Source organism: Candidatus Acetatifactor stercoripullorum, assembly GCF_944382095.1.
Lineage (GTDB): Bacteria > Bacillota > Clostridia > Lachnospirales > Lachnospiraceae > Acetatifactor > Acetatifactor stercoripullorum.
In genome coordinates, this window is record NZ_CALWMU010000006.1 from 27,933 (window position 1) to 49,637 (window position 21,705).

Consider the following 21,705-nt stretch of genomic DNA (forward strand, 5'->3'; position numbering starts at 1 on the left):
ATCCCCTTACCTCAGCCTTGTCCTAAAATCCTGCAGTACACTGCCCTCCACAGATACCACCCCAAGGCGTGGATGCTCCTCCAGCCTCCTGTCTCCCTTATAGGCCCGGACCGTTATGGTATAGCTTTCCTTTTCCGGGGCATACAGGGGAATCATAAACTGCAGCTTCTCCTCCTGCCTGTACTGGGGTGCATCCGTGTACACATAGGTTTGGTTCAAATCCGGGTTTAAATCTGTCAGCTCTTTTGGAAATTCCACCTCTACCCGGTCTGCATAGCCCCAGACCGTGACCGTTAAAATGCCGCTTTCCCCCCTCTTAAATACCGGCGTATGGGGCTCTAAGATTCTTTCCACCTCTGCCTCCAGGGCAAATTCTGTGACGCTGCAGGTCTTTTCCGCCACATTCCCCACATTGTCCAACGCCCGGGCCGTAACGGTGAAATCCCCGCTGAAAATGGGCTCATCCGCTGTAATCTCGATCTGTATCCTCCCATTTTCATCCCCGGTGTAGGTCTGGGTGGCAGCATTATCCCTGTTTTCTATCACTATATAAAATTCCTTCACCCCACTCAGGGCATCCGCCGCTGTCACATCCAGGGTGACGGTTCCCTCCCTTCTGTCAATCAGCTCCCTGTTTTCCAAAAGCTCCAGGCCGTTTACCACAGGCGCCTCCCCGTCTCCGATCAGCACAATGCCATTTAAGCGGTCCGCACTTTCCTCTGTGTACTGTATTCCCTGTGCATGGGCCGCCCCGGCCATGGGCGCAACCTCTATCTGCTGTCCCTGGGCTGCCCTGTCTAAGGTAAACTTCTGGGTGGCAGAAAGCTCCCGGTTCCGGCTGCTTCTCTCCGTGACAATGTAAGGATACTGCCCAAGCAGCGTTTCTCCTTCCACAGTATAGGAAAGCTCCGCAGCTTTTGTCAGGATGGTACCGTCTTTGATGTCATGGCTTGGCGTAAACACGATATTTCTGCCGATGCTTCCCTCCGTCCTGGTCTGGAAGATGGTATAGTTGATCTGATAGTCCCTGCTGGCGGTACCGTCCATGTATGCGCTGTGGCGCAGTGTAAACGGGGTGCTGCCGTCCGCCCGCACATACCAGGTTTTTTCCCGGCCTGCAGGATACACATTGTCTGCTTCCTCAATGGAAAGCTGCCTGGTATAAAGCTTCCACAGCACTTCCCCTTCGTTAATGGGAATGTGGGCTGTCTCCCCTACATTTCCTGCTATGTCCACTGCCGCTACATGAAGGTACTGCACCTGTCCTCCTGCCTGCACCGTCAGGCTCTCATCCGCCGTAAACCTGCCGTTTCCGGCTCCTGCAGCAGTTTTCTCTTCTGTGTCCAGCACATAATAGTATCCTGCCACGCCGCTTGTGAGGATGTTCTTTGTGATATTGGAGGTGCATAAAAGGGAAGCCGTCCCTGTCAGATAGGATTCCGCCCTGTGATAGTAGGGTGTGCCGTTATCCTCCGGCCTGTCAAAGGACACCAGCACGGCCCCGGCTCCCGCCGCTTCTATTTCCACACTGTCTGCATCCACTGCATCCGGCGCTGCATAGTCCGTAGCTGTTACACCGTTTAAGGAAAGGGCGTCCATAAAGCCCACCGTGTTTACTGCTATGGAGGCAGAGCCGTTTCCGCTTCTTACACCGGCCCTGCTCTGGTAAGTGGATGCGGCAGCGGTATTTACATAACTGGTCCCCCCATAGGCAGGCTTTGCAGAGATGACCTCCCCTTCCTTGTACCCGCAGATCAGTTCCTTTTCCACGCCCCCTGACAGGGAAATGGTGTTCAGGTTATAGCCATAGTGGCAGGCCGCAAAGGGCTCTCCCTCGTCATCCCGGCTGGTGGTGCCGATCCCGTATGCCACCCAGACGCCGTCTGTCCCTGACACATCCACGGAAAGCACCGTTTCAATGTCAAAAACGTCCGGCGTGCCGTGCCAGCCGTCCCCGTCCTCCCAGGATTCCCCGGGATTCCCGTCTGTCACCTGGCTGTACTCATCCGCCCGCCAGCTGTAGATCTGCCGCCTGCTGCTGTCATAAACCGTTACATAGACATAAGTCTGCATGGCGTTGTTGGACCAGGCGTTCACATGCAGGTCGATTTCCAGCGTGGGGTTCCCTTTTGTGGGGATCAGGCTGCTTTCCGTCATGCCATTTTCATCAGTCACCCAGCTGGGGCTTGTGCATCCGGCAAATCTCCTGGCCCCCCTGAGGCCCCAGCCTGCGATGGTGTGTATGCCAGCCGTGCTGTAGGTGTAGGACAGGTCCTTCACATAATAGCATTCGTCCGTATGCTCATGGATGACCAGCTCCCCGGCGCTGCCGCCCCTGTATCCGCCGCCTCCTCCGGCTCCGCCGCTTCCGCCGGACGCAGAAGAGGTCTGGCTTCCCCCGGCCCCTCCTGCGCCTCCCGCGCCCATGGGGGTGGCCGCGCCGCCTCCTCCGGCCACTAAAAGGGTGCCCTGCATCCGGGAGACAATGCTTGTCCTGCCCCCGCCGGTTCCATAGACACTGCCGGTTCCCCCGCCGCCGTATCCGCCGGTTCCGCCTGCCAGGATGGAGAGCACGTCCCCCTTCTTTAAATAAAACTTCCCTTCCGCGCTTCCCCCAAGGCCGCCCGGGATGTCCTGCCAGCCCTGGCCCTGTGCCCCGTAAGCGGACAGGGTGTAAAAGCCCGTATAGGGCACCGTGTACTGGCGCATGCTGCCGCTGTAGGAGAAGGTTTCATCGGAGGCATTCCGGTCTATGGTCTCCTCTGCGCCGTAGATCTGTGAAAAATGCACCCCGTCCCGGCTCTGGTACAGCCTGTAGCTCTTGTCTGCGCTGTCCTTCTGCTGCCATGCCAGGTCCACTGCCCCCTTCCCGCCGTTTGCCGTGTAGTTGTCCCGGGACTGGAGCACCAGCTCCGCCCACAGGGCATACAGGGTTTCATCCTGGGAGGGCGTGTATTCATCCCCGCCTGCCCCCGCCGGCTCAGTGCACTCCGGATCCTTGTACCAGCCCCCGAAGGAGGAGCCTGGCTTCTCCGGCGTGGGCAGGATGATGGCGTCCTTCTCGTATGCCGCCTGCAGCCTGTCCACGGCGTCCTGGGGGCCCCGGAACAGGTACCTGTTTTTCTCTGAGGAGAACACCCCGTCCCCCGGCAGGGCTTCGTCATGGGAAAACTCCCAGTGGGAAAAATGCTGGGTTCCCGTGATGGGGGCGATCTCACTCCCTCCGTTGGTCTCAAAGGACACCGTATGCCCCCCGGGGGCCGTTATCTTTTCCGGGTCCGCATCATAAAAAGTGCCGTATCCCTGGGTGACAGCCTGCGTCCCGCTTTTCCCCTCGTAAGTGCCGCCTGCCGGGTCGACCAGGAGGGTGCTTGTGGTCTTTTTCCACTGGGCATACAGGGTCACCACTCCCTTTCCCGCCGCTTTGTCGTACTCCTCTGCGGTCAGGTTCCGGATTTCCGCCCCGTCCCCGTAGGAAGTGCCGCTGCCGTCCGGCTCTGTGTTCCAGCAGACAAACTCATACCCCGGCCGGGAATAGGTGTTCAGGCTCAGCCTCGTCTGGGGGGTGACCCGGCTCCCCTCATACTCCTCTGCATTGTTGTATATATGGAAACTTGGGGCCATCATTCCTTTCACGGTATCTGCACTGGCATCATAAACCACCTGGTACCGGTTCCAGGAAACCGCGCTGCACTGGTGTGGGTAAGCGGGCGCTCCCTGTTCCAGGTGCCTGCACTGGGTGCCGTCCCCGTTCTCGTTGGGGCACAGGTAAAAATAGGAAATGTCCACGTCGATGGCGTTGATGGAACTCACCGCATCCAGGCTCATGTAATGGAGCCGGTTTACAATCCGCTGCCCGCAGTCCGCGCAGTAGGCCAGCCATCCGGACCAGTAGGGCTGCAGGCACAGGCGGCTGTTGTTGATGTCCGTGATCCCCCCGATGTCAGTGGCGCCGCCGTTGGTGTGGCAGCAGTTGGCCCCCCGGTATCCGATCTCCCAGTACCCCACCGGGATGATCCCGTTTCTGTCATAGGCATAATAGTGCTCCCCCGTCTCCAGCCCCCGCAGGGTGCTCTCTATTCCTGTATCCACCACGGTGTCAGAGTCATACCAGCAGGCCGGGTCCTTAAAATTCCCCTGGGTCCCCTCCGGCAGGTCCTCCGCCACCGTCCACCATGCCCCGTCCGGGGAGAAGCTCACATAGGGGCTTTCATAGATGCTCCCCGCAGCCTCGGCCTTTAAGGACAGGCCGGGGAGGGCCGCCGCAAAGGCCGCCGCCCCCAGGGACAAAAGCAGCCTGCCGGGCTTCTTCCTTTTTTTCTTCATAGGCTTATCCCTTCTTTCTGTTTTTTTCCACGCAGAAAGGAACCGGATTTCTCCGGTTCCTTTACAATGTTTTTTTATTCCGTTACTGTTCCGCATTGCAGCGGCTGCATTTTACCTTGGTGACTGTGATGTACTCCATGGTCACCGGGTCTGCTTCCTGCCAGGACACTGTCTGCCAGTCATGGTCGTCCGTATAGTCTCCCAGCCGGGTGCCGCCGGGGGCCCCGCACACGCTGCAGGTGATAGTGTATTCCTGGGGGCTGATGCAGTTTCCCCCGTAGGTCAGGGTCTCCGTCCAGCTGTGGGGGAGGGCGGGCACATTTGTCCACCTTATGGCGCCGCACCGGGTGCACTTGTCTTCATCAATCCCCCCGCCGGAGCAGGTGGCTGCCACGTAGGGGCCGCTGTACTGGTAGTCATGGCCCAGGCCGCTGCCCTCCGTGTGGGTGCCGTTTGTGGCCCCGCAGCTGCACCGTTCCTCATACACGGCGCCGGATTCGCAGTCAGCGTCCGAAATTTTCACAGACGTGAAACTGTGGGTGTGGGCCTCTGCAGGCTTGGATGCCGCTGTGCTGCCTGTGCTGCTTCCGGAGGCTGCCTGGCTTTCTGCAGGCTTGGACGCCGCCGTGCTGCCCGTTCCGCTGCCGGAGGCTGCCTGGCTTTCCGCAGGCTTCGACGCCGCCGTGCTGCCGGTTCCGCTGCCGGAGGCTGCCTGGCTTTCCGCAGGCTTCGACGCCGCCGTGCTGCCGGTGCTGCTGGAGGCCTTTGTGCTTTCCTTCGTCTGGGCGGCCTTAGTGCTTTGGGAAGCAGCTGCCTGCTTTGTTTCCTCCGCTGTTTCTGCTGCCGCCTGTTCCGTTTCCTCTGTCTCCTCCGTCCCGGCCGCTTCCTTCGTTTCCTCTGTTTCCGCCGTCTGCTCTGCTTCCTCCGTCTCCTCCGGCTCCATGGTGATCTTTCCGGTGGCCACCACCTCTTTTTCTTCCTGTACTTCCACTTCCCTTTCATCCAGCACCTGGGTCTGTCCTCCCGCGCCCTCTTCCGCTGTGCTCCCGCAGCCTGCAAGCGCCAGCATCAGGGACACAGCCAGGCAGAATGCTGCATTTACTGCTTTCTTTTTCATAACCCCCCTTTTCCGTATGGAAAATCCCCCATACTACAATTAAATGATTGTAAAGTTTTCCGGCCTATGCAGTTTTCAAGGTACACTGCCTGATTCCTGCATCTGCCATTTGTCTTGATAAAAAATAACACAAATGGAAGCATTTCGCAAGCATTACAGTGCCCGGACATGAGCAGGTTCAGCTGCAAAGCAGCAGAAAAGCACAGCTGATGCACTTTAATCACATACCTTTACCGCCCGCAGGGAACCGGCAGAAAGCTGTTCGTAAAAACGCTCCACATCCTCCTCCGCAAGATATATATTTATCCGCTGTGCCGCCGTGTCGCCGTCTTCATTGGAAATCCGGTTTCCCGACGTATCAAATACCTGTTGTACAAAAACATTCTTCCACACAGTGGAAGCCTCTTTACCTTCCTCTTTCACAGAATAGATATGTATGCGGTCTCCGGAACGCAGAACGCCTCCTGCAACCTGATACAAATCCTCTGCTTTAAACCCGGCTATCACAGGATTTTCCAATTTGCTTGTGATTTCGTTTAATTCCTCAAACATACCCTCCGTAAGCAAAACGCCTTCCTCGATTCCAGTAATTGCAATCAACCCCTGTGCCTGTTTGGGGCTGCTGATAGCCGTTTGGGGAATACAGCTTTTATCCAATTCCTTTTTCACAAAATAGTCCCCGCAATTTTCTTCCGTGATATATTGTCCTTCCGGAATCTGTCTGGCTGCCACGTAAATACATCCCTTTTCATACTGTGTCAGCATATTTTTTTCTAAGCTGAGCATCACTCCATAAACTGCCAGCGCAGCAATAAATGCCGCTGCAATACTGATAATCCAGCCCCGGCCGGCTCCCGCTTCTCTGCTTTCCAATTTTTTCTTTTTTCGCAGCTTCATAAAACTCTCCCTTCTCAATCATTTGCGACAATATCCACAAGCTTCCCTTTTCTGGCCTGGGTACACACTCCCAAAATTCCTTCCACCGGAAATGTGATTTCACTGTACACCCCTGTGGATTCCACTAAAATTCCATTTGGAGCCCTCTCCTGTCCCAATGTTCCTTCCCAGCTTGCCAAAATCCCCTCCTCTCCCACGCGGCAGGCATATATCTTTTCCTTTACACAGTTATAAATCACATAATCTATAACCTCCACCCTGCCGGATATCATTCTCTTATTTTCGCACTGCCAGCTGTCGTCCAGATTCAAATTTCCCTTTAACGCCGTGGTATACCTGTCAAAAGCAAGAAGGGGATCGCCTATGATCAGATTCTGGGTGCTCCCATATTCCTCAATATCAATAATTGCCGATGCCAGATTTGACGCCGCCAGCGCATCCTCCAGATAGAGAGCTGACGCCCGGTAAACTTCGATCTGGAGCAAGGAATATAAAAGAATACTGAGAAAAACCACAAAAAACACTCCCGCTGCGGCTTCCGCCTGTGCTTTTTCCTTTTTTCCCAGACCTCTTCCCAGCAGGCTTTTAATTTTTGGAGGTAGACACTCTTTTTTCTTCAAATGTAAATTTCCCTCCCAGCTTTCCCTGTATTTTCAAAGTCACCGGAGCGCTGTAGGGCGCCTGGTTTAACGTGGTGCCTGTCAGGTCGATCTGCGTTGCCCCTATTTCCTCAAGCTCTAAAAGCAGCCGTCCGCGGTCTCCGGCCTCCAGACAGCCTGTGGTTTCCATTTTCAAAATATACCTTCTGGCCAGCTGGCTTACCTGCCCCTTTTGTCTGATCAGCTCCGTACAGTCCAAATAGACTGCCATCACTATGGTCATTGCGAGAATACAGATTCCCGTCATGAGAAGATTCCCTATATTCCCCGTCTCTTTTTTCATATCATTTTTCTCCTGTGCTATACTCCTGTAAGAATATTCTGCGCCTCTGTTGTCAGGGACGATACGATAGTCTCTATAAATACCTTCAGACTGTCCTTCATTACCACACAGAGCAAAAGCGCTATGATGCACAATCCAACCGTCACAAGGATTCCGTCGATCCCATCCTCCTTTTGAAGGGCTCTTCCCGTTACGCGCTCCCATCCTTTTGAAAGCATTTCTTTTACATAAACTGCAATTTGTCTCCTTTTTCCAGTTTCCATCATAAAACCTTCCTTTCCTTTTTCTTTTGTCCGGCTCCATTTAAAATCCTGCAGCCGCTGCAAACATATCCATGACACAGGCATAGAGAGCCACCCCCAGCGCCGCAGTCAGCACTCCCAGCTGATAAAAGGTCATGCTTCTGTCCAGGGAAGCTTTTTTGCGCTCCAATACCATGGTCTCCATATCCTTAACCTGCTCTCCGATATCACGCAAAAGCTCCACAGCCTGCCCCGATTCCAATGCCTGCAGCACGGTGATACACAGAGAATCCACATAACGGTTGTCGAATTTTTCCTGAAACCGTTCCAGAGCTTCGTATATGTCCGCTTTCATCACAATATCTCCGGTAAGGTCCAAAAATGCCTGACGCAGTCTCCTCTCTCCAACACTTCCATAGCATTCCGCCAGCGCGTCAGTCACATAGACTCCGGCCTTTATTTGAATTTCCAGCGCGTTATAAACCAGCCGCAGCTCAGGAAGCATCCTCTCATTGTCCTTTTTGTTCTGCCAGACAAGCAACAGCCCCGGAAGAAAAAACAAAAATCCCCCAGCCAGCACTCCTGCAGCCCATGAAATTCTAAGAAAAGCTCCCAGTCCTATGGCGGCCGCCACCGTTCTCACTGCCAGAAAGCATACCGGATTCATCCATCTGCCAAAGTGAAAGGAAGCTCCGTTTTTCTGCAGCCACGCGCCGCTTGTCTGATACCATGCCATTTCCTGTCCCCTGACCTTTAAAAATCCGGACAGCTCCTCGTATGCCTTCAGAATCAAACGTCTTGGGCGGAAAGCCGCCTGCAGTGATATCAAAAGCATAAACAAAAGTACCGAGGCTGCGGCAGGCAAAACCGCAAGCCATATTTTCAGCTGTGCTTCTCCCAAAGTTTTTCTCCTTTCCATTCCAAACGTTTTATTCTTTAATGTATCCTGTTGATTTTCCCCAGAAACAGCAGCACAACCACAGCCAGAATTCCAAGGGCTGCTCTGCCTGGCAGTGTATGAAATAGAATTTCCCAGACAGAGACCTCAATCAGGCTGTCCGCCATAAGAAGCACAGCCCCGGACATGGCAAGCAAAAGCAGCATATTCAACATTCCTTCCCGCAGCATACTCTTTTGTTCTTCCACATTCCGAAGATATTCCCTGATATTTTTCCGGCTGCTTTGTACAAGGGCCGTAAAATCAGCGCAGTATCGGATGCTGATCTCCAGATTCCTGGCAAGCTCCTTAAATTTAGGGTGCTCTATTTTTTCCGCCATGGATAAAAGGGCAAGCCCCGCATCTCCCGTGATCTGTGCCTCATAATAGCACTGGTCCAGCGCACTTCTTAAGGGTTCATCCATATATTTACTCACCTGATTGAGAATGCCGGTGACTTCTCCGGCTGTGATACTGTAATTACCTAGAAAATCAAGAAATTTCATGAGATTATCATTTACGGACCGCATGGCCCTTGCTCTGCGAAGCTTAAAAAACAAATACTCTCCTCCTAAGGCAGTAGCCACGGCCGCCGCTGCTGCCACGCCCCCGGATAAAAGAAAGCCTGCCAGGAACACCCCCGCCAGGACTGTCACATTGCAGACAATCCATATTTCTACGCAGTAAAAGGGGAAATGTCCGTTCAGTCCCGCATAGCTTAACTGGCGCTCCAGCAGGAGCAGAAAGGAATACTCCTTGTGTATCTGCAGAAGATTACGCCTGTTTAGCAGGCTTCGTTTCCTTGCCGCCTCCTCCATGCCGTTTTGCGTTTTCTGCAGAAATGCAGTGATTTCCTCCAGCCAGCGTATCCTCCGGAAAAGCAGGTAAAACCCTAGAAAAATACAGCCGAAAATAATGCTTCTCACACCCATGACCTGTTATAAAATCCTTTCAAAAATTAGTTTTCTTTTTTCCTCGTCCCAGCCCTTACAATGAAAAATCTCCATTACTTTGTAGTGCTCCATAAAAATCAGCGTCTGAAAGCAGTCCAGCATCTTCATCAATTCATCTCTGGAATAGCGGCTGTCATACATGGCATAATCCACCAGCTTATCCGGCGCCCGGTCCGCAGAGGGCGCATGAATAGTGGCCGCGCATATCTGCCCTGTATAGGCTGCATTCAAAAGATAAAGGGCCTCCGCTCCCTTCACCTCCCCGATGATAAAAAAATCCACATCCATGGTCAAACCCGCAATGCTGATATGCTTCAAGTCATAGCTCACCTGACTTTCCCCTGTTCCGGGAAGGGAATGGAGAAACATCATATCCGGGTGGAATTTCGTGGTCAGCTCATCTGCCTGCTGGGTCACAAGCACCGCCAGATCATCCGGCAGGGTCTCCTTCAGTGCATTTAACAGCGTGGTCTTCCCTGAAGAATTTCCGCCGCAGATTAAGGTTGAGCTTTTTCGAAATCTTTGAATCAAAAGCTGCGCCGTCTCCAAATCCAGCATATCTTTTTCAATCAATTCTTTCATCTGTGGAAAATTTTTTGGAATTTTGCGAATGCAGAGATAGGGTTCCTTACAGGTATTTACAAGAGGCATGGAAAGCGTAAATCTCAGAATAAAATCCGGATGGCTTTCCGTGTCTGTAAACCTTTGTATGGCGTTGAGATTGGACACATTCACTTGGTTTCTGGTGGCCACATAATCAATAAACTGCCTGTACTCCTTGGGGCTTTGAAATGCGATTCCGGCATCCTGCCGTTTTCCCTCTCGTTTGATGCGGATCTGATCAAAGCTTACCACGCGGATATCCGATATGGTACTGTCGTCTATCAGCGGCGACAATCTGGAGTAACCGAAAATATACTGTTCAAACAGCCCCAGCAGCTCTTTATCGCCTCCCGGCGTGGAATAATAGGCCGCTATGTGTTCCGAGGCCTCCCTCAGAAAATCCTCTTTGCTTAAAAGCCCCCGCTTCATCTGCATCAGGGACGGCTGCTTTCTGGTGGTGTAATCATTTACCAGCGCCTGCAGCTTTTCCTCCATGTCACCGGATACCGGAAGCTGCCGCAAAACGTCATCCTGCGTTTTCATTCTGATACCTCCCCGTCCGCCAAAACGGACATTTCTGCGATATTGACGGCGTTCCCCAAAAATCCATTTCGCGGCAATCATCCAAAAACGGAAAGGAAAAGTACAACGCCGTATAGCTTCATAAAAAATACATTGGAAAATCAGCTGATTCAGCTTAAGAAAAAATAAAATTTGAATGGAAACATTCTTGTTGGTGATTTACAATCTACACCCTGACCGGGTTATTTGTCAACCCCCTATTTTAAATTCCTGCAGGTGTATTTTAAATTCCTGCAGGTGACTGCGAAACTCGCTGACAAAGTCACGAAACTGGTCATAATCGCCAAAAACGGGCTTCAAAGCAGTGCCTCGTCGCCCTTATTTTGGTGATTACGCCCAGTGAAACAAAAAGGGGTTATTTTTTGTTTCTCAGATAGCTTATAGCGCAGGCTATAATCAGAATGTTGGCAGCCAATTCTATAATGGCCTGCAGATAACTGAAATAAATAGACGCGGTCATGAAATTCATGCAATTCCCCTCCTTTACATATCGTAATATTTGTATTAAATTAATATTATGATGTCAGGGTCAAAAGGTCTCCCTGTCACAAATTCTCAGAATTGTTTGCGGCTTCGGAGTCAAGTTGCTCCTGCAGATGACAAACAATTCTGAGGATTTGTGACTGAAAACCCTTTTGACCTCAACATCATATTATCACATAAAGGAAAAGAAAAAAAGCTAAGAGGATTTGTCATGCTGAATATTCGCAATGAAAGAATAGAGGACTACGAAACGGTAGAGCAGATCACAAGGCAGGCTTTCTATAACCGCTATATGCCGGGATGTACGGAGCATTATCTGGTTCACATCATGCGCAGCCATCAGGATTTCATACCGGAATTAGATTTTGTGGCGGAAATGGACGGCCAGGTGATTGGCAATATCATGTATACAAGGGCAATGCTGACCGATGAAAGCGGTACAGAAAAAGAAACCCTTACCTTTGGTCCGGTCTCCATCTCGCCCGAATATCAGAGAATGGGCTATGGAAAGCAGCTCATGGAGCATTCCTTTCAGCGGGCCGTGGAAATGGGTTATGACAGCATCGTCATCTTTGGGAGCCCCGCCAACTATGTGAGCCGGGGATTTCAAAGCTGTAAAAAGTTTAACGTCTGTGTTGCGGACAGCAAATGGCCACAGGGAAGGTATCCTGCGGGAATGCTGGTAAAGGAACTGATTCCAGGCGTTTTCGACGGCAGAAAATGGTTTTACCGGGAAAGTCCTGTCATGAATATAAATGAACAGGAAGCGCAAAGCTATGACCAGGGCTTTGAAGCATTGGAAAAGAAATACCTTCCCAGCCAGGAGGAATTTTATATCATAAGCAATTCCTTTGTGGAATAGCTCTCAAAGAAAGGGGGAGACCTATGTTTTTGATTCTTGCAGGCGGATTGTTGATCATCATTTTCGCCGTAATCGCCGCTGTAGCCGCTTCTGTTACCGCTGCAGTCGCCGCAGACGTGGACGATTTTGATAGGGAAGAGGACTAGAGAGAAGTCTGCTTTCTCTCTAGTCCTTTTTGCCCATCAGCTCCTCCAGGGCCCCGAAGGTGGCCATCCGCAGCTTTCTCACCAAGGGTGTACACCCGGAGCCGCATCTTTGCATGAAAAAGATAAGCGTCATATCATCCTCCGGGTCCATGGTTACATAATTGCCCGTCCAGCCATCCCAGCCGTATTCTCCAAGGGGCGCTATGGTTCCGGCCTCCCCCTGATCTATGAGAATGCGCATCAGGCATCCGTAACCATATCCCGCCGTGCTGTCCCAGTTTAATCCCGACTTTTGTTCTCTGGTCAGACGGTCACTGGTCATAAATTCCACCGTCTTTCTTCCCAATATGCGTTTTCCGTTATATTCCCCTTTGTGCAGCATCATTTCCGTAAAATGGCTGTAATCGTCAATCGTGGATACCAGTCCTGCGCCGCCGGATTCAAAGGACGTATCCTCCCCGTAATATTCTCCCAGGTGGGAATCCTCATAGGGCACAAGCCTTTTTCCCTCTTCCTCCCACTGATAGATCTGGGCAAAGCGTTCCCTCTTTTCTTCCGGAACCAAAAAGCCTGTGTCCGGCATTTCCAGCGGCTCAAACAGCTCTCTTTTCAAAAACGCGCCGTAGGTCATCCCGCTGACCGCTTCCACCACGCCGCCCAGCACATCCGCAGACAGTCCGTACATCCATCTTTCACCAGGCTGAAAGCACAGAGGAATCTGCGCAATTCTCCTTAAGTACTCCTGGGTATCCACCCGCTCTCCCCTTTTTCTGCGCTCCCAAAGCTCTTTGAAAACAGTATCCATACGCCTGCCCGGCACATGGGACAAATCAGGATAGGGAATGCCCGAGGTCATGTTCAAAAGATCGGTGATGGTGTTCTCCCGGTTTACCGGAAGCACCCTTTCCTGGGGAGTCCAGACCGTCTGCCCCGCAAAGTAGGGAAGATACTTGGACACCGGGTCCTTTAAATCAAGTTCCCCTCTTTGGGCCAAAATCATAACGGCTGCTGCCGTAATGGGCTTTGTCATGGAAAAAAGCCGGATAATGGTATCTCTCCTCATTGGTTTTTTCTTTTCCATATCCGCCTGTCCGTAGGCGTTGAAATAAACCTCTCTGTCACGGCAGCGCACCAAAAGACTTGCCCCCGCAAGTCTTCCCTCCTCTATCTCCTTTTGTATCAGCCCATCCACGGTATCCTTATAATCAAACATTACTTTCCTCCTTATGTCTGTTACATAGAATAGGTAATTGCAAAACTCGCTGGCAAAGTCACGAATCTGGTCATAATAACCAAAAACGGGTTCCGAAGCAGTGGCTAGTCACCCTTATTTTGGTTATTATGCCCAATTTCTGATATCAGGGAGCGAGTTTCGCAAACGCCTGGTTACATAGAATTATAACACAGAAACCCCAGATGGATGGCTCTTTTTTCTTTTCAAAAGCATGACTGTTCCAAGCAGGGCCACCAAAAGCTCCGTTGCGGGAAATGCCGACCAGACTCCCAAAATACCCGCCGCCGACAGCGCAAGCGCCATAGGAATAATAACAGCAAAACCACGCAGAAGGGAAATGATATGTGCCGGAAGGACATGCTCCGTTGCGGTAAAATACACAGCCACAATAATATTGAAGCCTGCAAATATACAAGCAGTAAAGTAAATCCTCATTCCAGTGACTGCAATTTCCTGCAGCTGTGCATTCTGCTCACTGTTAAACACGCTCACAATACCCTCAGCCCCCAAAAAGACCACCCCATAAACAAGGACAGACACCACTGCCGCTGCAATCAGGGCATACCGAAGAATCGCCTCCACATGCTTCCTGTTTCCCTTTCCGAAATTGCTGCTGACAATAGGCTGTATTCCCTGTGCAATTCCCGTATAAATAGAAATCACCACCAAGGAGAGATTGGCAATCACACTGTAGGCGGCAACCCCGATGTTGCCTGCCAGCCCAAGCAAAAGGGTATTAAATACAATCATCACAATTCCTGAGGAGACCTCTGTGATCAGGGACGGCACTCCGTTTAAAAAGATGCCGCAAAAAAGCCGTGCCGAAAGCCTTCTCTTTCGCAGATGAAACTGATTTCTCTTCTTTACGAAAAAGGGCATGAGTATTAAAATGCTGATCACCGGAGCCAGACCTGTGGCAAAGGCCGCCCCAAAAATCCCCATTCCCAGAGGGAACATAAATACATAATCCAAAACCACATTGGACAGGCTGCCGCAGATCATGGCCGTCATAGACAGCTGGGGCGCTCCGTCGTTTCTGATAAAGCACAAAAGCAGATTGTTCGTCATAAACATGGGTGCAAACAGCAATATCACCTTAAGATAGGTTTGCGTCATCTCAAAAACCGCTTCATCCGCCCCCAGAAGTCTGACCAGAAATCCTGTGCCAAAAATGCCCAAAAGGAAAAAGATACCGGCTATGATTACCATAAGCGCCGCGGCATTGGTAAAAATCCGATCTGCTCTGTCTGCATCCTTCTGGCTTTTCACAATGGCATATTTAATGCCGCCTCCCATTCCGATCATAAGACCGCTGCCATGGATAAAGCTGTAAACAGGGATAGCAAGATTTAAGGCTGTCAGGCCATCTGCCCCCAAAGCCTTTGACACAAAAAAGGTATCCGCCAGAATATAGCAGGACAAGCCGATCATTCCCAGCACATTGAGAGAGGAATATTTGATAAATTCCTGCAGACACAAATACTCTTTTTTCATGAAATCATACCTCCAAAATCCGCAAAATAAAACGTCTTACTTCATTCCTGCAAAGGCCTGACGGAATGAATAAGACGTTACCCGGCGGTAATTGACGTTTCTTTTATTTTACATGGAATTAATTTATCACTGTCTGCGCTCCAAGTCAAGGTAAAAAGCTGCCCGCTTTAGCGGGCAGCCTTCCCTTCCTGTCAAATCTCCACCTCCAAATGCAGCACGCTGCAGGCCGGAAGAGTAAAGGTAAGCTTGTTTCCATCTACAGAAATTTCCTTAAATTCCCGGGTATGTACCACATCCGGCTCCTCAAAGGTGTTATGGGCCTTAAAGTGGTTTGTGAGCACCGTTCCCTTCACCGACTTCACAGGACTCTGGGCAAAAATGCCCTGGATTTCCTCGGAGGAATCCACCGACAGATTTGTGAGAGTTACATGGAGCCTGCCGTCTGGCGCCATGGATACGGATTCCGTAAGCTTTGGCACCATGCTGTCTGCCTCCACGCCGATGGTTTCATTTTCGATGGAGGATTCCACAAGCTCTCCGTCCTGATGAGCCTTGTACATATGAAATACATGCCAGGTGGGGGTTTTGATCATTTTTTCACCCTCAGTCAGGATCACTGCCTGGAGCACATTGACCATCTGGGCAATATTTGCCATCTTCACCCGGTCGCAGTGCTTGTTGAAAAGATTCAGATTAATGCCTGCCACCAGCGCATCCCGCATAGTGTTTTGCTGGTACAAAAAGCCCGGATTGGTGCCTGGCTCCACATCAAACCAGGTACCCCACTCGTCAATGACCATGCCGATTTTTTTGTCCGGGTCATATTGATCCATAATGGCTCCATGGCGTTTGATGAGCGTTTCCATCTTCAGGGTGGCCTTCAGGGTGCGGTACCACGCTGCTTCGTCAAAATCCGTGGCTGAACCCTTGTGCCCCCAATCCCCTGTGCAGAGGGTGTAATAGTGAAGAGACATGCCGTTCATAAAACCGGTTCCGTGGTCAAAGACAGTCTCCAGCACCTTGTCCGTCCAGTGATAATCATCCGCACTTGCGCCGCAGGCAATCTTGTAAATAGGAGCCTTGGGGTCATAATTTCTCACATAGGTCTGGTATCTGCGGTACAAATCTCCGTAATACTCCGGCCTCATATTGCCGCCGCAGCCCCAGTTTTCGTTGCCCACGCCAAAGTAGTCCACCCTCCAGGGCTCCTCATGTCCATTTTCCTTCCGCAGATCCGCCATGGGAGAGACCCCGTGAAAGGTCATATATTCCACCCATTCGCTCATCTCCTGTACGGTTCCGCTGCCCAGGTTTCCATTTACATAGGTCTTACAGCCAAGCTGCCTGCAAAGCTCCATAAATTCGTGGGTGCCGAAGCTGTTGTCCTCCACCACCCCTCCCCAGTGGGTATTGATCATTTTTTTGCGCTTTTCCTTGGGCCCCACACCGTCCTTCCAGTGGTATTCATCCGCAAAGCAGCCCCCCGGCCAGCGAAGCACCGGAACCTTAATCTCCTTAAGGGCCTCCACCACATCCGTTCTCATGCCGTTTACGTTGGGGATGGAGGATTTCTCTCCCACGTAAATCCCCTCATAAATACAGCGGCCCAGGTGCTCGGAAAAATGTCCCTGAAGCTCCGGATTGATATGTCCTCTCTTTACATTTGGATTGACATACAGCTTTTTCATAAGATTTTTTCTCCTTTTATTTAAGTAAAAACTTTAATATTACACTGTATAATTATATTTTAAGTATAATGCAGAAAAATCCAAATGTCAATTACAATAAAAAATATCCTGCGCCGTCCAGGACAGCCCAGGATATCTTTTTCATATGAAAGAAAACGTCAGAATTATTCCTCGTCCTGAAGAGCGTCGTAACCGTGCTCATTGGTACGAACCTTCACAACATCCTCCACATCATAGACGAAAATCTTGCCATCGCCCACCTTGCCAGTGCAGAGCACCTTCTGCACCGTGTTTACCACAGTATCGGTAGGGATTTTACAGATTACCACATCCACCTTCACCTTGGGAAGCAGACGTGCCTCTATGGGGGCTCCTCGGAAGGAAGCCTCATGCCCCTTCTGCATACCGTACCCAAATACATTGGAAATGGTAAGACCGGTAACGCCAAGCTTTGTCAGGGCCGTCTCCAGCTGATTGAATTTTGCCTGGTTGGTAATGATGGTAACCTTTGTCATTTTTGCTCCCTGGCGCTCCTTGTGAATCACAGGGACAGCTTCTGATACGGCCTTTTCGGCAGATATATCCACTGCCGCTTCCTCCGTCTCTATGACAGCCGTTCCTTCCTTGGTCTCAGCCATGAATTCATCATCCATGGAAGCGCTGGCTGCAGGCGCAAAATCAGGATAAGCAAGGTTGCCATGTTCTCCAATATCCAGTCCGGCAATTTCCTCTTCGCGGGATACGCGGATGCCTACGGTTTTCTTTAAAGCCAGCCAAACCAGAGAGGTGGTCACAAAGGAAAATACCGCCACCGCAAGAATTCCTACAACCTGTGTGCCAAGCAGCCCGAAGCCGCCGCCGAAGAACAAACCGTTTCTGGTGGAAAGACTGGTGACGCCTTCCTGGGCAAACAATCCGATACAAATAGTGCCGAATATACCGCAGCAAAGATGAACGGAGGTTGCACCCACAGGATCGTCAATTTTTAATTTATCAAAGAATACAACTGCAAATACCACTAAGACGCCGGCAATGGCTCCAATGATCAAAGAGCTCTGTACACTTACATAAGCGCAGCCGCCGGTAATTCCCACAAGACCTGCCAGACAGCCGTTGATGGTCATGCCAAGGTCCGGTTTGCCTAAAAAGATCCAGGAGGTGATGGTTGAGGTCAGCACTGCCGCAATGGCAGAAGTATTGGTGGTAACCAATATGTACATAACATCCGAAGGATTCTGAAAACTCATGGTAGAACCAGGATTAAAGCCAAACCACCCAAGCCACAGGACGAACAGACCGATCACTGCCAGGGACATGCTGTGTCCGGGAATTGCCCGGGCCTTTCCGTCCTTGCCGTATTTTCCGATACGGGGCCCAAGGATCATAGCGCCTGTCAGAGCGCCCCAGCCTCCCAGGGAATGCACTACGGTGTCACCTGCAAAGTCCATAAATCCCATTTGAGCCAGCCAGCCGCCGCCCCATACCCAGTGTCCTACAATGGGATAAATGATCAGCGTCAGCACAAAGGAAAAAATAATGAAAGAAACATATTTGATTCTTTCAGCCACCGCGCCGGACACGATGGTTGCCGCCGTTCCGCAGAATACAAGCTGGAAGAAAAATTTCCCCCAGAAGGGAACGTTCGACGTCAATGTGTCGTCATAAAACGAAAGGTCTGAGCTTCCCAGAATGAACAGATTACTGGTTCCCACAAAGGGATGATCCCCGCCGAACATCAGTCCCCAGCCTAAAAGCAGAAAGCCCAGAGAGGAAACTGCAAACACAATAAAGTTTTTGGACAAAATATTTACCGTGTTTTTCGCCCGGGCGAAGCCCGCTTCCACAGCCGCAAATCCGAGATTCATAAAGAATACCAGGATAGCTGCCACAAGTACCCAAAATGTGTCGATGATCATAGTAGTATCCATAATGACTACCTCCCTATAAAAAAATAAAAAAAGACGAAGATGTGTTTTTCTGACATCTTCGTCTTATGGCGTTAATCTTACCCCTGCAAAATCACTTTGTCAAGTTTTTTTCAAATATTTTTGCAAAATCTCTCAAGCTGCCTTTCCACAGGGCATCTTCCATTCCCATCGTCCTGGGTCACATCCAGGCTGATATTTTGACTTACAGCCGCAAGCCTTGCGTTTTCCCGGTACACAGGGGAAGCTTCGCCGCACAGAAGAGTAAGCTTTCCTGCAGATTGTCCTGCCGCCGCAAAAAGGTCGTTTCTGCTGCCAGCCACTGCGCTTAAGTCCCCAAATATGGCTTCCAGAGATGCCCTCGACTGGAAGGGGAAGCTTTCCTTTCCTTCTTCCCGGTCTTTTTGCAGTCTTTCACATTTTGCCGCCAGATCCAGCTCTCCTTCGATGGCGATTCCTGCGCCAAACACGTCGGGATGGTTCAAGGCCAGCTTGCAGGCCCCATAGGCCCCCGTGCCGATTCCCATCACCGTATTTTCCTCCGGCTTGGTGCTTAAGGGATACAGAAAGCGGAAAATTTCCACACACTCCTTGGACAGGAAGGTTTCATTTTTGGTGCCCCAGACCATGTCTGTGCAAAGTGCGTGGCTGACTGCGGGCGCTATGACAAAGCGCTTCTTTTCCACCGCAAGCTTTTCCAAAAAATTGGCGTATTTTAATATTCCATAGGGAGAATCGCCGTCCTCAGGAATATACCATAGAACCGGAAAGGCCTTCCCCCGCTGAAGGTCCCTGGGTTCCGGCGCAAATATGCAGGCTTCAAAGGTGCCCGACAGGCAGACGGACAACGCATTCAATTCAATATATGCCATTACTCTTCCTCCATTCTGAACACATTTTTAAGGGGAATCCAGTGAATGAATTCTTCGATTTTCCGGTTGCAGTACTCCCAGTTATGCTTCCCATGGTCTCTGATATCCACAAAATCCAAGCCCATCTCGTGCATGGTGTCTGCGTGCTTGTAATTGTCCACAGCCACTGCATCCTCCTGTCCCGTTGAAATGTAAAACAGGGGCAGCTTTGTTTTGTTTTTCAGATGCTGCTCCAGCATATACAAATTGTCGTCAGGAGTATTTCTCCTGTCCTTCGCAGAGCCAAACACGGCAAGCATGGTTTTAAAGCCCTCCGGGGCCGGATCCGTATCGTTTTCCCTAAGCCCGATCTGATCGTCCTTAAGCGCAGTGGGCGTACGGGGCACAATGCCCACAGGTCCCGAAAAGACGCCGCAGGCGGCAAACATATGAGGCTGCTGCATGGCCCATTTGAAGGCTCCGTATCCCCCCATGGAGAAGCCCGCTACAAAGTTGTCCTCCCGTTTGTCCGACAGCGGAAACAGACTGCGCAAAAAGGGCGGAAGCTCCCTGGTAATCTGGGAAAAATAGTGATAGTCCCCATGAATCGTATCCATATACCCGGAATAATAAGCGCTTGGCATTACAACCGCAACGCCGGCCTGGGCGGCATACAGCTCCACTGCCGTATAACGCTGCCAGTCCGAATAGTCAAAGCCGCCTCCGCACAGCAGCCAGATCACTGGATATTTGTAATCCATGGGCCTTTCCGCCAGGGAATATCCCCACTTATTTTCCGGGATGATCACATTGACTCCCATTTTCATATTCAGCTGCTCAGAAAAGTAAATAATTTTATTCAGCGCCATAAATACCCTCCTGTTTTTCCTTAGTACCGTCATCCTGCCGGTCCGCGTCCTTTAAAATATCCTCCAGCAGCCATGCCATATATCTGGAAAGCTGCGCGTCGTGGTCTGTCACATACAAGACCTGATCATAGGACGAGCTTCTAAGCCCGCACACTCTGGTACAGAACCATTCCAGGGAGACATAGAGCCTGCCGTTTCTGTACAGGGCCTCGCAGAGCATGCTTTCCACTCTGTTGTCTATCACGCAGCCTATACAGCCCCTTGCAAACTGAAGGGTTTTTCCATCCGGCATTTTCAGATAAACTACCGTTCCCTCCATCTGCTCCTCATACTCTGCCTGAAAGATTTCTGCCACAAAGGAAAGGGGCACGCATACATATTCTCCCCGGACAATGGAATCGCCGTTAAGCCCATGGTATTTCAGCTTCTGCCATTTTACTGCCTCCGCCCCCATATCGACCACTCTGCCGCTTACCCAGGCTTTGCTTTTTCCCCAAGCTGCGGCAATGGCAAAACGATCTCCCTCTCTTTCCAGCAAAGGCCTTTCATGGACTATGGTTCCATCCTTTTCCTTTCTCGTGCCGGAAAACAGATAATCCCACACCCACTGTGCATCGTCAAAGGTCTGTCCGTGATCTCTGTTTCTCACATCCCGCAGCACCATATCCGCCTTTTCTCCTGACCAGAAGGCGTAATTGTTTTCCCCTTCTATTTTGATTTTGGGAAGTCCCCTGCAGCCGTTTACCAGATTCCAATATCTGCAGTTTCCCAAAACCGTGTCGTGATCGTCCGTTCCATAGTGGGGCGGCACCTTGTCCCATTCCAGGCGGGACTGCCAGATATCCATGGCTCCCCCGCGGTTTATGGGGTTTCCTTCCTTGTCAAACAGCAGGTTCAGACTGGTGGGACAGCCGGAGCCTGCCGCGCCTGCCAGAAGATGTCCCATATATCTGGCAAACTGGCTGGTCATGGCGTTTCCCATGGACATTCCCTGCATAAAAATCCTGCCCTCGTCAATATTATATTTTTCCTGCATCAGGGCAATCAAAGCGGCGGCTGCCTTCACATCGTGATATTCCTCCACAGTCCCCTCCGGCAAAGGTACAGGAGGCACTCCCGGCATTCCCTTTATCATAAGCTCCACCTTTTCGGGGTCGCACTCGATCATCCACATACGTCCCGAGTGGGCGTTGGGGAACACCACGATAAAGCCCTCCCTGTCCGCCACCAGAGTCCAGGAGGTGTAGATCGCCTGCCCCCAGCCCGTCATCAGACCCCCGTGCATGGACACTACAAGGGGCGTTTTTTTGTGGGGCTGATAGGAAGCGGGCACATATTCATACCACACATCCTCCACGCCATCAGCCAGACAGCCTTTGTATTCCTTTAACCCAGGCGGATACACCTGGGAATTATTCCCATTTTCATTTACCACCATATTACTTCCCTTGATCGCCTCCGGAAGATATTCCCTGTTGGCATCGTTGGGCTCGCCGGGCAGTATGAAAATTTTATGTTCCGTATTATGTTCCATTTTTCCTCCATTCCGAGGCG

At 51.2% G+C, this 21,705-nt stretch carries 18 protein-coding genes; 2 read left to right on the top strand and 16 right to left on the bottom strand.

The window, feature by feature from the left end:
- Positions 1 to 6: 6 nt before the first annotated feature.
- From SHK35_RS02930 to SHK35_RS02970, 9 genes are all read right to left on the bottom strand, one after another.
- Positions 7 to 4,326, bottom strand: a complete 4,320-nt coding sequence (locus SHK35_RS02930) for an InlB B-repeat-containing protein (protein ID WP_318708493.1) — start codon at positions 4,324 to 4,326, stop codon at positions 7 to 9.
- Between the two features lie 82 nt (positions 4,327 to 4,408).
- Positions 4,409 to 5,443 (bottom strand): hypothetical protein, encoded by a 1,035-nt coding sequence (locus SHK35_RS02935; protein WP_318708496.1) that lies wholly within the window; start codon positions 5,441 to 5,443, stop codon positions 4,409 to 4,411.
- A gap of 216 nt (positions 5,444 to 5,659) precedes the next feature.
- Positions 5,660 to 6,340 carry a hypothetical protein gene (locus SHK35_RS02940; protein WP_318708497.1) on the bottom strand — a complete coding sequence of 227 codons (681 nt, stop codon included), beginning with the start codon at positions 6,338 to 6,340 and terminating at the stop codon, positions 5,660 to 5,662.
- A 14-nt stretch (positions 6,341 to 6,354) separates the two neighbouring features.
- Entirely contained in the window at positions 6,355 to 6,960 is a 606-nt protein-coding gene (locus SHK35_RS02945; RefSeq protein ID WP_318708498.1) for a hypothetical protein, read from the bottom strand.
- Positions 6,926 to 7,282: a hypothetical protein gene (locus SHK35_RS02950; RefSeq protein ID WP_318708499.1), complete on the bottom strand. Its 357-nt coding sequence runs from the start codon at positions 7,280 to 7,282 to the stop codon at positions 6,926 to 6,928. The genes SHK35_RS02945 and SHK35_RS02950 overlap by 35 nt, the downstream gene beginning before the upstream one ends.
- 17 nt (positions 7,283 to 7,299) lie before the next feature.
- The gene (locus SHK35_RS02955; protein WP_318703808.1) at positions 7,300 to 7,548 is read right to left on the bottom strand and encodes a hypothetical protein; all 249 of its coding nucleotides are present in this window, start codon (positions 7,546 to 7,548) and stop codon (positions 7,300 to 7,302) included.
- Between the two features lie 37 nt (positions 7,549 to 7,585).
- Complete coding sequence (locus SHK35_RS02960; protein ID WP_318703810.1) at positions 7,586 to 8,425, bottom strand: type II secretion system F family protein; 840 nt, start codon at positions 8,423 to 8,425, stop codon at positions 7,586 to 7,588.
- A 35-nt stretch (positions 8,426 to 8,460) separates the two neighbouring features.
- The gene (locus SHK35_RS02965; protein WP_318708500.1) at positions 8,461 to 9,387 is read right to left on the bottom strand and encodes a type II secretion system F family protein; all 927 of its coding nucleotides are present in this window, start codon (positions 9,385 to 9,387) and stop codon (positions 8,461 to 8,463) included.
- Positions 9,388 to 9,399: 12 nt separating this feature from the next.
- Positions 9,400 to 10,560 carry an ATPase, T2SS/T4P/T4SS family gene (locus SHK35_RS02970; protein ID WP_318708501.1) on the bottom strand — a complete coding sequence of 387 codons (1,161 nt, stop codon included), beginning with the start codon at positions 10,558 to 10,560 and terminating at the stop codon, positions 9,400 to 9,402.
- 733 nt (positions 10,561 to 11,293) lie between these two features.
- Here SHK35_RS02970 and SHK35_RS02975 point away from each other — a divergent pair.
- Together SHK35_RS02975 and SHK35_RS02980 are read left to right on the top strand one after the other, a co-directional pair.
- Positions 11,294 to 11,944 (top strand): GNAT family N-acetyltransferase, encoded by a 651-nt coding sequence (locus SHK35_RS02975; RefSeq protein ID WP_318703816.1) that lies wholly within the window; start codon positions 11,294 to 11,296, stop codon positions 11,942 to 11,944.
- A 23-nt stretch (positions 11,945 to 11,967) separates the two neighbouring features.
- Positions 11,968 to 12,090, top strand: a complete 123-nt coding sequence (locus SHK35_RS02980; RefSeq protein WP_318708502.1) for a hypothetical protein — start codon at positions 11,968 to 11,970, stop codon at positions 12,088 to 12,090.
- A gap of 19 nt (positions 12,091 to 12,109) precedes the next feature.
- Here the strand turns inward: SHK35_RS02980 and SHK35_RS02985 are convergent, their stop codons facing one another.
- The 7 genes from SHK35_RS02985 to SHK35_RS03015 form a co-directional block, all read right to left on the bottom strand.
- On the bottom strand, positions 12,110 to 13,303 hold the full coding sequence (locus tag SHK35_RS02985; protein ID WP_318708504.1) for a serine hydrolase domain-containing protein: 1,194 nt from the start codon (positions 13,301 to 13,303) through the stop codon (positions 12,110 to 12,112).
- Positions 13,304 to 13,486: 183 nt separating this feature from the next.
- On the bottom strand, positions 13,487 to 14,818 hold the full coding sequence (locus tag SHK35_RS02990) for an MATE family efflux transporter (protein WP_318708506.1): 1,332 nt from the start codon (positions 14,816 to 14,818) through the stop codon (positions 13,487 to 13,489).
- Positions 14,819 to 15,009: 191 nt separating this feature from the next.
- On the bottom strand, positions 15,010 to 16,506 hold the full coding sequence (locus tag SHK35_RS02995) for an alpha-N-arabinofuranosidase (protein WP_318708508.1): 1,497 nt from the start codon (positions 16,504 to 16,506) through the stop codon (positions 15,010 to 15,012).
- Positions 16,507 to 16,670: 164 nt separating this feature from the next.
- On the bottom strand, positions 16,671 to 18,434 hold the full coding sequence (locus SHK35_RS03000) for an ammonium transporter (RefSeq protein WP_318703827.1): 1,764 nt from the start codon (positions 18,432 to 18,434) through the stop codon (positions 16,671 to 16,673).
- A 110-nt stretch (positions 18,435 to 18,544) separates the two neighbouring features.
- Entirely contained in the window at positions 18,545 to 19,303 is a 759-nt protein-coding gene (locus tag SHK35_RS03005) for a hypothetical protein (RefSeq protein WP_318708510.1), read from the bottom strand.
- Complete coding sequence (locus SHK35_RS03010) at positions 19,303 to 20,151, bottom strand: alpha/beta hydrolase (protein ID WP_318703831.1); 849 nt, start codon at positions 20,149 to 20,151, stop codon at positions 19,303 to 19,305. Before SHK35_RS03010 ends, SHK35_RS03005 begins: the two co-directional genes overlap by 1 nt.
- Positions 20,138 to 21,685: a hypothetical protein gene (locus SHK35_RS03015; RefSeq protein ID WP_318708512.1), complete on the bottom strand. Its 1,548-nt coding sequence runs from the start codon at positions 21,683 to 21,685 to the stop codon at positions 20,138 to 20,140. Before SHK35_RS03015 ends, SHK35_RS03010 begins: the two co-directional genes overlap by 14 nt.
- Positions 21,686 to 21,705 lie beyond the last annotated feature (20 nt).

Bases quoted from the DNA above. Each gene is read 5' to 3' on its own strand.
- SHK35_RS02995 (WP_318708508.1), bottom strand. From the start codon at position 16,506: ATGAAAAAGCTGTATGTCAATCCAAATGTAAAGAGAGGACATATCAAT.
- SHK35_RS03015 (WP_318708512.1), bottom strand. From the start codon at position 21,685: ATGGAACATAATACGGAACATAAAATTTTCATACTGCCCGGCGAGCCC.
- SHK35_RS03010 (WP_318703831.1), bottom strand. From the start codon at position 20,151: ATGGCGCTGAATAAAATTATTTACTTTTCTGAGCAGCTGAATATGAAA.
- SHK35_RS02975 (WP_318703816.1), top strand. From the start codon at position 11,294: ATGCTGAATATTCGCAATGAAAGAATAGAGGACTACGAAACGGTAGAG.
- SHK35_RS02980 (WP_318708502.1), top strand. From the start codon at position 11,968: ATGTTTTTGATTCTTGCAGGCGGATTGTTGATCATCATTTTCGCCGTA.
- SHK35_RS03005 (WP_318708510.1), bottom strand. From the start codon at position 19,303: ATGGCATATATTGAATTGAATGCGTTGTCCGTCTGCCTGTCGGGCACC.
- SHK35_RS02970 (WP_318708501.1), bottom strand. From the start codon at position 10,560: ATGAAAACGCAGGATGACGTTTTGCGGCAGCTTCCGGTATCCGGTGAC.
- SHK35_RS02955 (WP_318703808.1), bottom strand. From the start codon at position 7,548: ATGATGGAAACTGGAAAAAGGAGACAAATTGCAGTTTATGTAAAAGAA.
- SHK35_RS02930 (WP_318708493.1), bottom strand. From the start codon at position 4,326: ATGAAGAAAAAAAGGAAGAAGCCCGGCAGGCTGCTTTTGTCCCTGGGG.
- SHK35_RS02935 (WP_318708496.1), bottom strand. From the start codon at position 5,443: ATGAAAAAGAAAGCAGTAAATGCAGCATTCTGCCTGGCTGTGTCCCTG.
- SHK35_RS02950 (WP_318708499.1), bottom strand. From the start codon at position 7,282: ATGAAAAAAGAGACGGGGAATATAGGGAATCTTCTCATGACGGGAATC.
- SHK35_RS03000 (WP_318703827.1), bottom strand. From the start codon at position 18,434: ATGGATACTACTATGATCATCGACACATTTTGGGTACTTGTGGCAGCT.
- SHK35_RS02990 (WP_318708506.1), bottom strand. From the start codon at position 14,818: ATGAAAAAAGAGTATTTGTGTCTGCAGGAATTTATCAAATATTCCTCT.
- SHK35_RS02940 (WP_318708497.1), bottom strand. From the start codon at position 6,340: ATGAAGCTGCGAAAAAAGAAAAAATTGGAAAGCAGAGAAGCGGGAGCC.
- SHK35_RS02985 (WP_318708504.1), bottom strand. From the start codon at position 13,303: ATGTTTGATTATAAGGATACCGTGGATGGGCTGATACAAAAGGAGATA.